Genomic DNA, 14,624 nt, shown 5'->3' on the forward strand with positions numbered 1-14,624 from the left:
TAAATCGGCTTGGAGTTACTGTGGCGCGAAATCCATAAACGGACGGCTCAGACACTGGCGATTCACCTATTACCTACACCTACAAAGCAGTTGGTAGCTGATAAGGGTATAACTACCAACAACAGGGTATTAGTAAATACTCCAAAAGCTTACCTTATTCCTCTCAAACTACTTTATAGCATCAGATGATTAAGATCGGTTCAACATGAAATTAACTTGTCTATTCCTGCTTTCCTGGTTCTTGCCAGCTTCCCTACTGGCAAATCCGGTATTGAAAAATAACCCTGAGCATAATTTCGAGGTATTCTGGCGGCTTTTTCATGAACAGTATGCCCATTTTGAAACCCGGCAGGTTGACTGGCAGCAACAGCACAAAATCTTTAAACCAAAGGTAAATTCCAGTACTACCCCAGAGCAGCTATTGACTATACTTAACGAAATGGTAGCTCCGCTTAAAGACGGACATGTGGTGATTTCACCGACCGGTGACCTGCCCGCCAGCGCAAAATATGCTCCTTTTTATGGAGAATTCCCGACTAAGGAGTTGCAGGCGCAGTTTCATAAAGTCACGCTTGACGTTCTGTACCAGCAAGGATTTGCTCAACTAAAAAAATTTAATAGCGCTCCGTATACCATTGGGGGCTATTGTCGCTCCAAAGACTATGGCTATCTTCAGTTAAATGGATTTGGTGGTATGTCATTAGAGGCTTTCAACAGACAACTGGATGAGATGGTTTCTGAATTTGAGGATGTCAAAGGACTTATTATTGACATCCGGATTAATGGAGGTGGCTCTCCGGCCTATCTTGATTCATTGGCTGGCCGATTAACGCAGGTTAAGAGACTGGTGGGTTTTGGTCGTACCCGCGTCCATACGCGTAAGCATGAATATACCCCTTGGCAGCCTTATCACATCTCACCCGTGAGCCGCAAGCAACTCATCAAACCTACTTTGCTACTGACGAGTGGCGCTACGATCAGTGCGGGGGATCATTGTGCCATGTATTTAAAAGAATTACCTTACGTGAAGCTAATCGGCGAGAATACAAATGGTATTTTTTCACCGATGCTTGGCAAAAAACTTCCCAATGGCTGGGAAGTTTCATTGTCTAACGGGCAGACCGTTAGTAGCAAGCGGGTTAATTATGAAGGGAAAGGAGTTCCGCCTGACATACTTGTAGTCCATCGTCAAAGCGACATGCGGCAAGGCATTGATCTGGGTTTATTCAAAGCGCTAGCCGTTCTTCAAAAAGAATCTGACGAGCTGGCCTCAAAGACCATTTGCTATGAACAGCTTGCTGTTAACTTTTTTGCAGACAGCCTGATGCTTAAAAAACCCTACGAAGCTATTGCTGCCTATTCCACTGGATTAGTGGAAGAAGACGCCACTTTACTGGCTCCATTTGCCCATAAATGTTATTCCCTTCAGGCAGAAAACAAATCAGATGAGCTGCAGAGACGAATCCTGGCAGAGCAGGTTGCTGATTCAAACTTCTATCACCAAAATGTCCACAGCCGCTTTTATGTAGCACTTCGTCCCCCAATCCAACCAAAAAGGCGATGGCCGTTTGGAAATCGAAATGCCCGCAGGCTAACCGTTGCCCATCATATTACAATCGGAGACAAGAACTATGTTCGTTTGCATTTGAGCCAGGGAGGTTGGAAAGGAGAGACCGTACTGGTTGTGGTAGATAACGCAGGGCATATCGTTGAGCATTGTTTCTTATCATATAATTATCTAAACAATCCATTTTACCAATAAAATCTATCTTTTACTCTACTCTTCTGTGGGTTTTGCATCAATAAAAGGTTGTGATGTAGCACCCAACTGGTACCTCAGCATTTCCCCTAAAACCGCACGTTCAGCCCCAGCAGGAAGTTGGTACCCGCCTGCGGGTAGTAAAAGTTCTCCCGAACGGTACTTCCGTAGATGTAGGCGTAGGTATAACCGTTGGACTCGTAGCGCTCGTTGAAAATATTGTTCACCAACGCCGTGAGCTGGATTTGCTTCGCCCAGGTGGGCGTGAGGGTCCAGATAAAACGCAGGTCGTTGGTGAGGTAGGCGTCCAGGCGGCGGCTTTCGGCGGTGGTATTATCGAGGTACTGCTTCCCGACGTACTTCGTGAGCAGCGCCAGCTCCACGTTTGCCAGCGGACTGTACGTAAGCTGGCTAGCCGCAATCAGGCCGGGCGAGAACGCAATGTCCGTTTTGCGGTAGGCGTTGGTTTCGTAGCTGCCCGTTTCGTAGTTGATGATGTACTCCGTAAAATCCAGGATTTTGTTTTGGCTGAAAGTCGCGTTGGCGTTCCAGCGCCAGCGGTTATTGAGGGCAAAGGCCGCCTCCAGCTCCAGGCCGGTGCGGTAGCTACGGGGTACATTGGTCCGTACCGAGCCGCCTACGTCGTTCACTTCGCCGGTAAGTACCAACTGATCTTTGTAATTCATGAGGTAATAGTTGAGGCTGAACGCCCAGCGGCTGGTCTGGGTCCGGAAGCCCGCCTCCAGGTCGTGCAGGCGCTCGGCGCGGGGACGGTTTTCCGGAATCGACTCCGTGAAGTCGCTGCGGTTGGGCTCTCGGTTGGCCACGCTAAACGATGCGTAGGCCGAGCTTCCCTCCGACAGCTGGTAGTTGAGGCCTAGTTTGGGATTAAAAAATAAAAACTGCGCGTCGAAGTCGAGGGTACTTTGGTAGGTATCGGTACCCGCAATGCGGTGGCTCACCGTCCGTATTTGCGCGTCGCCGAAGGCATTGAGCTTGTCCGTAAACTGGTAGTATACTTTTCCGTAGAGGTTAAAATCCGTCTTCAGGCCGTTGTTTTCGTAGTACCGCTCCCGGATTTGGCCGGTGCTGGCGTAGCGCGCCCAGATGATCTCGCCGAAGTGGTCGCCGTCGTAGCGGTTCCAGCCCCCGCCGAAGTTAGCCGTGAGCTTGCGGTAGCTGTTGTAGTCCAGCGAGAAGGTGGTACCGTAGAAGTGGTTGTCTAGCCAGCGCCGCCGGATCAGGTCCGTGCGGCTGATGGTGTCGCCGCCCATGATCACGTCGGGCAGGCGGTAGTTGGCCAGGGCGTTGTCGTCGCGGTACTCTTCGTAGTAGCCGCGCCCCCGCACGTAAAACGCGTTGGCGTTGAGCGTGAGCCGGGTACTTAGCGCGTGCGACGTAATGAGCTGGTACTGGTCCTGCTGGTAGTTGTCGGTCTGGTTGTCGTAGAGGTAGTAGTTGTAGGTACGGCTGTCGGAATTGAGTAGATTTTGGGCATCGCGCTCGTTGAGGCCGTTGCGCTCAATGTACCCCAGCATTCCTTCGCGGTCGCCGCGCACGCGGGCCTCGGGGCTACCGTACCACGACTGGTAGGTGACTTCTTGGCCCGAGAAAGCGTTGAAACGCACAAAACTCTTCTTTCCAAAGTACCCCCCCGACAGGTAGAACGACTTGAGGTCGGAGCGGGCGCGGTCCACGAAGCCATCGGAAGCCACGCGCGACAGCCGCGCGTCCACCGTAAATTTATCGTTCAGGAGCCCTGAGCCCACTTTCACCGTGTTTTTCCAGGTATTGAACGAGCCGTACGAATTGTTGAGCTCGGCGTAGGCTTCGCGCTGAAACTCGTTGGTATTGATATTCACCGTAGCGCCAAAGGCCCCCGCCCCGTTGGTAGAGGTACCTACGCCGCGCTGGATCTGGATGCTGCTGACGGAGGAGGCGAAGTCGGGCATGTTGACGAAGAAAACGCCCTGGCTCTCGGGGTCGTTGTACGGAATGCCGTTGATGGTCACGTTGATGCGGGTGGCGTCGGTACCTCGCACCCGAATACCCGTATAGCCTACGCCCGCCCCGGCGTCGGAGGTACTTACGAGCGAAGGCGTGAAGTGGAGCAGCACGGGTAGGTCTTGTCCGAGGTTCTGTTTGCCAATGGCCTCCGCACTCACGTTGGTGTAGGCCATGCCGGTGCGGTCGGTGACGCGCGTAGCGCTTACTACTACCTCGTCGGCGGCAAAAATACTGCGCTGGAGCCGGATCGTCAGCGGGCTTTGTCCAAGTACCTCGCGCAGGGGTAGCCGCACCGCCTCGTAGCCGATGTAGGACACCGCTAGCTCCGAGACCGCCTCCGGTAGGTTTCGCAGGCTGAATCGTCCGGCTTCGTCGGTGGTAGTGCCGCGAATTTCCCCGGCCCGGACGGTAGCACCCGGTAGTGGTTTGCCGTCTTCGGCGTCGATGATTTGCCCTGAAATAACTACCTGGGCCCGCAGGGGCAGGTACCCCAGCAGCAAGAGGGAAAGTACCCCAAGGTACGTAGAGATGAGTCGCATAGTGATGTACACGTTACGAACAGGCAAGGGGCCAACCCATCCTTCTATTTTTTTATAAAATAAAAACTTGAACCAAGCGAGGCTGCCAGCCAAAGTACCCCTCGGGCCACACGGGCGCAGGTACTTGAGCGTCAGCTTCGTTTTCTCTCCCTTCGCCGGCATTACCCGGATCAGGTTCAATGGGTATGATCTCAGCCCGTTCGGTAGGGCACCCCTTCAGTGAGATTCGTGGTGCAAAGGTAGGTATTCGCAAGGTACCTTTAACACAACCCCTTGCTTTTTTAGTCCGGCCCAGGGGCCGCCGCACGGATTATCCAGGTACCTAAAAAATAGCTTTTGTGTTTTGATCCGAATTGATCACTTTTATGCAGAAAGAATTGAACTGAATGTGGCCAATAAATGTATATACATTAAATGTATTAACATATAAATTTAAAAAATCATGAACACACTCATAAACGGCATCCACCACGTCACGGCACTGGCTAGCGATGCACAACGCAACGTTGATTTTTACGTAGGGATTCTGGGCCTGCGGATGGTCAAAAAAACCATCAACTTTGACGCCCCCGACGTGTACCACCTCTACTACGGCGACGAAGGCGGCTCACCGGGTACTATCCTGACGTTCTTTCCCTACGCCGGGCTCACGCGCGGGCGCAAAGGGGGCGGGCAGCTGACCTACACGGCCTTTTCGATCCCGACGGCCTCGCTCAGCTACTGGATGGACCGTTTGGCGGCGTTCAATATCCCCTATGCCGGGCCTTACCAACGCTTCAACGAGTCGTACCTGCGCTTTGAAGACTACGACGGCATGGGCGTGGAGCTGGTCGCCAACAACGAAGACACCCGCCCCGGCTGGGACAACGGCAAAGTACCCGCCGAGTACGCCGTGCGGGGCTTCCACACGGTTTCGCTCAACGAGTTCCGGATTGACCAAACGGTATCGCTACTCACCGAGGTGATGCAACACCGCCTCGTGGCCGAAGAGACGGATCGCTACCGCTTCCAGGCGGGAGCCGGTGGCTCAGGTACCTACGTTGATGTGCTATTTACGCCCAAAGACGTACGGGCCTTGCAGGGCGCGGGCTCGGTACACCACCTGGCCTTTGCCACCGACACGGACGATACGCAGCTGGCGATTCGGGAAGAGCTACTTACGGCGGGTTATAACCCCACCCAGGTACTCGACCGCAACTATTTCCACAGCATCTACTACCGCGAGCCGGGTGGTATTTTGTTCGAGATCGCCACGAATCCGCCCGGTTTTGCCATCGACGAGCCGATAGCGGAGCTGGGTACTTCACTCAAACTACCCGAGTGGTACGAACCCCGCCGGGCCGAAATTGAAAGTGGCTTGCCGCCTATTGTGGCCGAGGCCAAATAAAGTACTTAGGTACTTCTCTTTTGCGCCAACCAGGTACTTTGCTAGGTACCTGGTTGGGGTATTTCAAAAAATAAATTACCTGCTTTAATTCTCACAGCCCATGCATAATCCAAACCACGTACTGACCGCCGGAGCCCCGCTGGAAACGGCGCAGAAGGCCATGATCATGGTGCACGGACGGGGCGCGTCGGCCCAAAGTATCTTGTCGCTGGCCGACTACATCGACGACAAAAACGTAGCTTACCTAGCGCCACAGGCCACGCAAGGTACCTGGTACCCTTACTCGTTTCTGGCCCCGACGGAGCAAAATGAGCCCGGTTTGTCGTCGGGCCTGGAAGTAATCAGAACGCTGGTGGAACGTCTCCACCAGGAAAATGGTTTTAAGTACAGCGACATTTACCTCTTAGGTTTTTCGCAGGGTGCTTGTTTATCGCTCGAATTTGCCGCTCGTCATCCTCAGCCTTACGGGGGGGTTTTTGGACTAAGCGGCGGTTTGATCGGCCCTGACGGAGCGGCCCGTCACTACGAAGGTACTTTGGAAGGTACCCCCGTTTTTTTGGGATGTAGTGATGTGGATTCGCACATCCCGAAAAGTAGAGTGCTGGAATCCGAACAGGTTTTTAAGGCCATGAAGGCTTCTGTTTTGGTAAAGCTCTACCCCAATTTTGCGCATACCATCAATGACGACGAATTGACGATTGTTAATCAGGTACTGGCAAACACTTCATTTTGACCTTTAAACCCTCTCGCGTATGAGCCAATTCATGGTAGAAATAACGCTTCCGAAGGTAATGACGGAAGATTTTGCGGCGAAAATTCCCGCCCAGCGCCAAAAGGTGAACGAAATGATGGAACAGGGACAACTCATGTCTTACGCGCTGTCCGGTGATCGTTCCCGGCTGTGGTGCGTAGTAAAGGCCGACAGTGAGTTTGAGGTGATGACGTTGGTCTCGGAGTTTCCGCTCATTGAGTACATGGACGCTACCATTTCTGAGCTCATGTTCAACAACGTAGTGGCGCTGCGGCTACCGCTTTTTTCGCTCAATTAAGTATTTGTATCTCTTAGGTACCTGAAACCCTTCCCGCCTCTCCGTTGGAAGGGTTTTTTCGTATATTTGAAATAAGTAACCCCTATGTACCCTCCTTAAAGTACCGGGCAGCATCAAAAATGATTTTTCCTTAGAATAATTTTTTTATCAATAATCCTTACCGGCTTTATACCTTTAACGTTTCGGAATCAGATTGTACCTGCGACATGAAAAATACGCATTTTCTTCTTGCCAAACCTACCCTTAAGCTCCCGCAGGCCCTCCCACACTGGCGCATCGCTACCGTGGACGGCCAGCGCGCTACCTCGCTCCGCGACTTCTACGAGCAAATAGCCCGGGCGCTGGATTTCCCGGATGATTTTGATCATAACCTGGACGCACTGGACGACCTCCTGAACGACCTCGGCTGGATCGAAGAGGAGAAAGTGGCGCTTTACATCAGCCACACGAGCGACTGGCTTTCGGACGAGAAATCCGACGAAAAGAAGCTCATGATCATTGACCTGCTGGAAGCTACCGCCGAAGACTGGAAGTGGGTAGACGAAGACGAGGCCGACGAAGCCCCTCCGAAGGAACTCCGGATTGTATTTGAAGACACGCCTTCGATCCGGACCTTACTCGAAGAGCAGGAAATTCCGTTCGGTATTCTGGAATAAACAGAAACGCGGGGGGTACTTTTCAGAAGGGTTTGGGCCGAAGGGCCGGTACGTCGCGTTTCCACCGAAAGTACCCCATGGCCGCCAGTACCAGAAAAACCGCGTAGAGCAGGGCCGTCAGTTGCAAATCCTTGTAGAGGTACATGCCCACGTAGCACAGGTCGGCCACGATCCAGACCAGCCAGTTTTCGAGGTACTTGCGGGCCATCATCCACTGCCCGATCAGGCTCGCCACCGTCAGCGCCGAGTCGGCGTAGCTCAGGCTGGCGTCGGTGTAGCGGCTGAGCAAGTACCCCCACAGCAGGGTACTTAGCCCAAAAATAAGCGCGAACAGTCCGTATAAAGCGGTGGGCGTCCGGCTGACGGCCAGCTCCCGGCCGTTTTTGCCTCCGTAGAGCCACATCCACCAGCCGTAGATGCTCGTAAAAAAGTAGTAGCCCTGCAAGCCCATGTCGGCGTAGAGCTTCACCTGCCAGAATACCGCCCCGTAAAGTACCGCGTTGATGATACCGAAAAACCAACCCCAGACGTTCTGACGCGTGTTGAGGTACACGCAAAGTACCCCCGTAAGGAAGCCCAGGATCTCCAGGGGAGTTGTTGCGAACTGCGCCAGTCGGAGGCTTTGGTTCAGCCATTCTACCATAAGCGGAGGGTATACAATGCTGTGAAATAGTTCTTTTTTCTGGATGCAACAAATTTAGAAAAAGCATTGTTAAACCTACTGCCGACGGGAAAAATGCGCCCGACGGCTTTTGGTGTTTTGGCGGGAGGTCGCCTTCGGCCACTACGAATGACTTACTCACTCGCTATTTTTTGTTCTTTTGGAAATAAACGATTTTTTGACCCTGTACCGAGGCGATAGCTACGTGGATCTGCTCACCAACCAGATCGCCTCGAAAGAGCCCACCGACGCCCACGTCCAGATCAAAGGCTTGCTTGGCAGCCTGGACGCGGTGATGGCCGCCACCTTGCACAAGAAGGTACCCCGCCCCGCCCTGTACGTACTCAGCGACCGCGAGGAAGCCGCCTACTTTCAAAATGACCTCCAGAATCTGCTGGGCAAAGAAGAGGTACTTTTTTACCCTACTTCGTACAAGCGTCCCTACCAGTACGAAGAGGTAGAAAACGCCAACGTGCTGATGCGGGCCGAGATCCTGAACAAGCTAAACGTAGCCAAGCCCGCGCCTTTGCAGATCGTGACCTACCCCGAGGCGCTTTTTGAGAAGGTGATCAACAAGCGCTCGCTGCTAGCCAATACGTTTACGGTCAAAGTAGGCGAAAAGTTGGACCCGGCTTTTCTGACGGAGTTTTTGAACAGCTACGGCTTTGAAATCACGGATTTCGTGTTTGAAGCGGGGCAGTTTTCGGTACGCGGCGGTATTCTGGACGTTTATTCGTTTGCCAGCGAGTACCCCTACCGGATCGAGCTCTTTGGCGACGAGGTAGAGAGCATTCGCTCGTTCGATCCCGACACGCAGCTTTCGGTGGAGTCGGTGAAACAGATCAACATCATACCGGATATTCAGCAGAAGCTCGTGCACGAAACCCGCGAGCCCTTCCTGGACTTCCTGCCCGGCGCTACGGTACTTTGGTTCAAAGACGTGGAGCTGACGCTCGAAATGGTGGAGAAGGCGTTTGAAAAAGCCGAGCAAGCCCTGACCGCCGTAACGGGCGGCGGGGTGCAGGTAGTTTCGGACCCGCAGCGGCTGTACGAAACCCGCCGCAGTCTGCTGAACCACATCAAGAAATTCAAGACGGTAGAATTTGGGCGGCGCTTTTATTTCAAAAGCGAGCGCAAGGTACTTTACGCAGCCCGGCCTCAGCCCTCGTTCAACAAGGACTTCACGCGGCTACTCGAGGATTTATCCGAAAACCAGTCGAAGGGTTTTACGAACATCATAGCCGCCGAGCAACCCCGGCAGCTAGACCGCCTCGAGCGCATCTTTGAAGACCTGGACCCCTACGTAAAGTTTCAGCCGCTGAATATAGCGCTGCGGGAGGGCTTTGTGGACGAGCAGCTGAAGGTAGTTTGCTACACTGACCATCAGATTTTTGCCCGCTTCCACAAGTACCGGCTCAAGGAAAAATTTAATAAGTCAAAGGCTATTACGCTCAAAGAGCTCAAAACGCTCCAGCCCGGCGATTTCGTCACTCACGTCGACTACGGCATTGGCCGCTTTGCGGGCATGGAGAAAATCGACGCCAACGGGCAGGAGCAGGAGGCGATCCGGCTGGTTTATCGCGACAACGACCTGCTGTATGTGAGCGTCCATAACCTGCACAAAATAGCCAAGTACACCGGCAAGGAAGGTACCCCGCCCGCCATGAGCAAGCTAGGCTCCGGTGACTGGGAGAATAAGAAATCAAGGGTAAAGAAACAGCTCAAGGACATTGCCCACGAGCTCATAGCCCTCTACGCCAAGCGCCGCGAAGCGCCCGGTTTTGCGTTTTCGGCTGACAACTACCTGCAGGCCGAGCTGGAGTCGTCTTTTCTGTATGAAGATACCCCCGACCAGGCCAAAGCCACCGGTGACGTCAAGGACGATATGGAAAAAAATCACCCCATGGACCGGCTGGTCTGCGGCGATGTAGGTTTTGGCAAAACGGAGGTAGCCATTCGGGCGGCCTTCAAGGCCGTCTGCGACAGCAAACAGGTAGCCGTGCTGGTACCTACTACCATCCTGGCCATGCAGCATTACAAAACCTTCGTCGAGCGGCTGGCCGATTTTCCGGCTCGGGTGGGGTACATCAATCGCTTTAAATCAACCAAGGAAATCAAAGATACCCTCAAACTGGTAGAGGAGGGGAGGATCGACATCCTGATTGGTACCCACCGCATTCTCAACAAAGACGTCAAGTTCAAAGACCTGGGTTTATTGGTGGTGGACGAAGAGCAGAAATTCGGGGTTAAAGCCAAGGACCGCCTCAAGGAGATGCGCGTCAACGTGGATGTACTTACGCTTACGGCTACGCCCATTCCACGGACGCTCCACTTTTCGCTAATGGGCGCTCGCGACCTGTCGGTAATTGCTACGCCCCCGCCCAATCGCCAGCCCGTCACGACGGAAGTACATACCTTCAGTGAAGAATTTATTCGGGATGCCATCAGCTTCGAGCTCGACCGCGGCGGGCAGGTGTTTTTTGTGCACAACCGCGTCAACGACATCGAATCCATCGCCAACATCATTTTGCGCCTGGTACCCGAAGCCCGCATTGGCGTAGCGCACGGACAAATGGAAGGCGACCGTCTCGAACGCGTCATGGTCCGTTTTATCGAAGGCGAGTACGACATCCTGGTGTCGACCAACATCATCGAGTCTGGCATTGATATTCCCAATGCCAACACCATTATTATCAATTCGGCTCACATGTTCGGTCTGTCGGACCTGCACCAAATGCGGGGCCGGGTAGGGCGCTCTAACCGTAAAGCCTTTTGCTATTTGCTCACCTCCTCGGTGTCGGGCCTGACGAGCGATTCGCGCAAACGACTCCAGACACTCGAAGAATTCTCTGAACTAGGCGACGGTTTTAAGGTAGCCATGCGTGACCTGGACATTCGCGGAGCCGGAAACTTGCTGGGAGCAGAGCAGAGTGGGTTTGTGAACGACCTGGGCTACGAGCTTTACCATAAAATGCTCGACGAGGCCGTCCAGGAGCTAAAACAAAATGAGTTTAAGGATTTGTTTGCCACGGCGCTCGGGCTTCCTACCAACCTGCTGCCTGACTGCCAAATCGAGACCGACTACGCCACGCTCATTCCGGAGCGTTACGTAAAGAATATTTCCGAGCGCCTTTCGTTATATACCCGCTTGGATAACATCAAGACGGAAGAAGAACTGACCACTTTCCAAACGGAACTCGCCGATCGCTTTGGTCCGCCACCCGGCGAAGTTATGGACCTGCTCAAGACCGTACGTCTCCGCTGGGAAGCCGAAGCCCTTCATTTTGAAAAATTAACGCTGAAAAGCAATACCATGAAAGGGTACTTCGTTTCTTCCCAGAACGACAATTTCTATCAATCAGCCAAGTTTGGCAAAGTAATTGATTACATACAGAAGAATCCCCGGCGGATCGCGTTGAAAGAGTACAAAGCGAAGCTCGTTCTGACTTGTACCGACGTCAAGAGTATCGATCAGGCTCGGGAGATTTTGGTGGAAATGACGCAGTAACCGTTTTTCTTCGTAGGAATTTCGTTTCGTCGTCTATCTTTGCAATTCACTTAGTACAGAAATAACTTAATTTTAAGCCACTTTAAAGCAATGACTTGCATGCGTAGTATGGGTATTCGGTCACTGGCATTAGTACTCATGGTGCTGGTGGTAGCCAGTTCGTGTAAGAAAAAGACGCCAACCAGTTTGAAGCCTGGGAAAAGTAGCTCCAAAACCGGCCTGGCGTATAACGGCAAGGACGGAGAAAGTTTTCAGGTAAAACAGTACAAAGCATTGCCCGCGGGCCCCGATTTGGTTTTTATTGAAGGGGGACGTTTTACGATGGGTTCGCTGGAAGAAGATGTAATGAATACGCGCGATAACCTTGAGCGTACTGTTAGCATCCAGTCGTTTTATATGGATGAAACCGAAGTGGCAAACGTCCATTATTTAGAGTACCTGGATGCCGTTCAGCGTGACTCCTCCGAGGAGTTTTACCGGAGGGCACTACCGGACACCAATGTATGGTTCAATCCGCTGTCCTTTAATGATTCTTACGTAACCATGTACCTGCGTCATCCTGGTTTTCGGTTATACCCGGTAGTAGGGGTATCGTGGGTGCAGGCCACTGACTACTGTACCTGGCGTACCAACGCCGTAAACCAATCTATGTTTGCCAAAGGAACGGCCAGCAAGAAAGGAGTGTCGCTTGGTAAAAAGAGAAAAGCAGCCCAGGCAGATGCCGCCGCTGCGAGCGCTCCTACAGAGATGTCGGTAGAAAGTGGCTACGTATTGCCTCCCTATCGCCTGCCTACCGAGGCAGAATGGGAGTATGCCGCCAAAGGGATGATCGGTACGCAGTATGCTGACGAAAACCAGTCCAACCAGCGGATCTATCCTTGGGATGGCTCTACGCTACGGAATTCACAACGCGGCCGTAAGCAGGGGCAAATGCTCGCAAACTTCAAGCGCGGAAAAGGGGACTACGCCGGTATCGCCGGTCGTTCCAACGACGGCGCAATCATTACCCAGGAGTTACGCTCTTATCCGGCTAACGACTACGGATTGTACGACATGGCTGGAAACGTAAATGAGTGGGTACAAGATGTATATCGTCCGCTTTCCTACACCGACTTCAACGACCTGAACTCCCTGCGGCGTGATGGCTACATGGATGAGGCCAGCAAGTACGACACGAAAAATAGCAATTCCATTATTGATGATAAGTTGCGGGTCTATAAAGGTGGTTCCTGGTCTGATGTAGCCTACTGGCTTTCTCCGGGTACGCGCCGCTTTATGGATCAGGATTCGTCCACGGCTACGGTAGGTTTCCGTTGTGCCATGATCGCGACCGGTCGTAATAAGTAATCACTAAAGATTTCTCGCCATAGCCGCCGCCTACTACTGGGCGGCGGCTATCGTCATAATGTAGATACAGCCGCATCCGCCTTCTACCAGCGCATCGACACAAGCCTCTAGCGTAGCCCCGGTAGTTAGTACGTCATCAACCAAAATGATCTTTTGACCCGATATTGATTCGTTTACCTTAAAAATACGCCTAACGTTTTCCTGCCGTTCTACTTTGGTTTTCCCCGTTTGTGATTGCGTGTAGCGCGTACGAACCAGCACCGAGCCGGACCAGGGAATGCCCAGAGCGCGTGAAAGTCCTGCGGCAAATTGGTCGCTCTGGTTGTAGCCCCGTTGTCTGAGCCTTCGCGGGTGCAGCGGCACGCTTACAATCAAATCGGCCATAGGTACTTCTTGCTGGGCCAGCATCTCATGTCCAAACAGCTCTCCCAACACAGTACCTACCTCCGGCCGGTTGTTGTATTTCAAAGCATGTAGCAGGTTTTGTACCTTGCCTTTTTTAGTAAATACCAAGTAGCTTCGTACTTCCTTTACTTCGTGGTGACTCACCAGCCGGTTTTTCAGCAAATTTTTAAGTGAGCTATCGGTGTCCAGGCGCGGAAGCTCGATGCGACAAGCCGTACAGATAACCTGCTCCGTTCCGACCAAAGCCTGATCACAGGCTTCACAGCAACGGGGAAAAATAAGGTCCACAAAGTCAGCCCACAAGCTTTTCAGTTTCATGGCTCGAAAACTCTTTTCAAACTACTTCCGTTAGCGAATAGATACAAAATAAGTATTGTCTTTATATCCCTTTTACTTCTAGTACAGCAAACATGAATCTTGTAGAAGATTTTAACGACTACCGAAGTCGTATGAATGAAAAAATAAGCAGCGCTGACAACCTGATTCTTAAGCGGCTTTTCAACTTAGATACCAATTGTTACGCGCCGGGAGAGGTAGATCAGGTAACGAAAGAAATGATTGGATTAGCGTGCTCAATGGTACTTCGCTGCGACGACTGCGTAAAGTACCATCTAGGTAAATGCAAAGAACTAGGCGTCAGTGATGCTCAGATTCAGGAAGTATTTTCAATTGCCACCCTCATTGGAGGTACCATCGTCATCCCTCATTTACGCCGCGCCGTAGAGTACTGGGAGGCTTTATCCACCGCACACCATGAATGATCACGACAACCAATCACTGGAAGTACAGTGGAATAATCTGCTGGATGATCTGGGAAAGTCTATTGGCAAGCGCCCCGCTGACTTAAACGCGGTTCTCTTTCTTATTGGTGTGCAGGAGCTGGGGCAGGGAGCCAAGCACTTTACCAAGGAGCAAAAGCAAGATCTCATGCATGTTGGCATTTGCCGGGTACTTAGCTTATCGGGTTACTACGAATTAGAAGGTACGGATCAGGATGGCTGGCCCCACTGGCGCTTGGTTAGTAGCATACCCCAGGGAGACATCTTGGCTCAGGAAACCCTGCTGAAAATTCATATCCTGGAATACTTTAAGATGAGCGTATGAAGTCTAATAAAAATGTCTCATTTTTTGCATAATCTATTTTACTGATTGATAGACAATTGATGACAGGCACAGGTTAGTTTTGAAAAAGTTTTTTCATTGATCGTTGCGTGGTTTCGAAATTTTTCTGACTTTTGCCCTCCCAAACGCGGGAAACAGGCCTAGGCGGGTTCTTAAAAGGCAGGAGCCGAAAGTCGAAAAAAGT

The 14,624-nt window shown here is 52.1% G+C and carries 12 protein-coding genes and 1 riboswitch; of the genes, 9 read left to right on the plus strand and 3 right to left on the minus strand.

Going from position 1 to position 14,624, the window contains the following annotated elements; all coding sequences use genetic code 11:
• Window positions 1-205: 205 nt before the first annotated feature.
• Window positions 206-1,762 carry a S41 family peptidase gene (locus HNQ92_RS26935; protein ID WP_184179369.1) on the plus strand — a complete coding sequence of 519 codons (1,557 nt, stop codon included), beginning with the start codon at window positions 206-208 and terminating at the stop codon, window positions 1,760-1,762.
• A gap of 86 nt (window positions 1,763-1,848) precedes the next feature.
• On the opposite strand, the gene HNQ92_RS26940 is transcribed toward HNQ92_RS26935, so the two are convergent.
• Window positions 1,849-4,305: a TonB-dependent receptor gene (locus HNQ92_RS26940; protein WP_184179371.1), complete on the minus strand. Its 2,457-nt coding sequence runs from the start codon at window positions 4,303-4,305 to the stop codon at window positions 1,849-1,851.
• Between the two features lie 131 nt (window positions 4,306-4,436).
• Window positions 4,437-4,531: riboswitch (TPP riboswitch) on the minus strand.
• Between the two features lie 216 nt (window positions 4,532-4,747).
• Here HNQ92_RS26940 and HNQ92_RS26945 point away from each other — a divergent pair.
• From HNQ92_RS26945 to HNQ92_RS26960, 4 genes are all read left to right on the plus strand, one after another.
• Window positions 4,748-5,692 carry a ring-cleaving dioxygenase gene (locus HNQ92_RS26945; RefSeq protein WP_184179372.1) on the plus strand — a complete coding sequence of 315 codons (945 nt, stop codon included), beginning with the start codon at window positions 4,748-4,750 and terminating at the stop codon, window positions 5,690-5,692.
• 100 nt (window positions 5,693-5,792) lie between these two features.
• Window positions 5,793-6,425 carry an alpha/beta hydrolase gene (locus HNQ92_RS26950; protein ID WP_184179374.1) on the plus strand — a complete coding sequence of 211 codons (633 nt, stop codon included), beginning with the start codon at window positions 5,793-5,795 and terminating at the stop codon, window positions 6,423-6,425.
• 19 nt (window positions 6,426-6,444) lie between these two features.
• Complete coding sequence (locus HNQ92_RS26955; RefSeq protein ID WP_184179376.1) at window positions 6,445-6,741, plus strand: muconolactone Delta-isomerase family protein; 297 nt, start codon at window positions 6,445-6,447, stop codon at window positions 6,739-6,741.
• Between the two features lie 206 nt (window positions 6,742-6,947).
• Complete coding sequence (locus HNQ92_RS26960) at window positions 6,948-7,397, plus strand: barstar family protein (RefSeq protein ID WP_184179378.1); 450 nt, start codon at window positions 6,948-6,950, stop codon at window positions 7,395-7,397.
• Between the two features lie 22 nt (window positions 7,398-7,419).
• Here HNQ92_RS26960 and pnuC read toward each other — a convergent pair whose 3' ends face one another.
• Complete coding sequence (gene pnuC / locus HNQ92_RS26965) at window positions 7,420-8,040, minus strand: nicotinamide riboside transporter PnuC (RefSeq protein ID WP_184179380.1); 621 nt, start codon at window positions 8,038-8,040, stop codon at window positions 7,420-7,422.
• Between the two features lie 178 nt (window positions 8,041-8,218).
• Here pnuC and mfd point away from each other — a divergent pair, with 178 nt between their 5' ends.
• Together mfd and gldJ are read left to right on the plus strand one after the other, a co-directional pair.
• Window positions 8,219-11,566, plus strand: coding sequence for a transcription-repair coupling factor (mfd, locus tag HNQ92_RS26970; RefSeq protein ID WP_184179382.1), 3,348 nt, complete (start codon window positions 8,219-8,221; stop codon window positions 11,564-11,566).
• Between the two features lie 99 nt (window positions 11,567-11,665).
• Window positions 11,666-12,913 (plus strand): gliding motility lipoprotein GldJ, encoded by a 1,248-nt coding sequence (gene gldJ / locus HNQ92_RS26975; protein ID WP_184179384.1) that lies wholly within the window; start codon window positions 11,666-11,668, stop codon window positions 12,911-12,913.
• A gap of 33 nt (window positions 12,914-12,946) precedes the next feature.
• Here gldJ and HNQ92_RS26980 read toward each other — a convergent pair whose 3' ends face one another.
• Entirely contained in the window at window positions 12,947-13,636 is a 690-nt protein-coding gene (locus HNQ92_RS26980; protein WP_184179386.1) for a ComF family protein, read from the minus strand.
• A gap of 92 nt (window positions 13,637-13,728) precedes the next feature.
• Here HNQ92_RS26980 and HNQ92_RS26985 point away from each other — a divergent pair, with 92 nt between their 5' ends.
• Window positions 13,729-14,079 carry a carboxymuconolactone decarboxylase family protein gene (locus HNQ92_RS26985; RefSeq protein WP_184179388.1) on the plus strand — a complete coding sequence of 117 codons (351 nt, stop codon included), beginning with the start codon at window positions 13,729-13,731 and terminating at the stop codon, window positions 14,077-14,079.
• Window positions 14,072-14,422, plus strand: a complete 351-nt coding sequence (locus HNQ92_RS26990; protein ID WP_184179390.1) for a hypothetical protein — start codon at window positions 14,072-14,074, stop codon at window positions 14,420-14,422. Before HNQ92_RS26985 ends, HNQ92_RS26990 begins: the two co-directional genes overlap by 8 nt.
• Window positions 14,423-14,624: the final 202 nt, after the last annotated feature.

This window comes from Rhabdobacter roseus (assembly GCF_014202275.1).
Taxonomy (GTDB): Bacteria; Bacteroidota; Bacteroidia; order Cytophagales; family Spirosomataceae; genus Rhabdobacter; species Rhabdobacter roseus.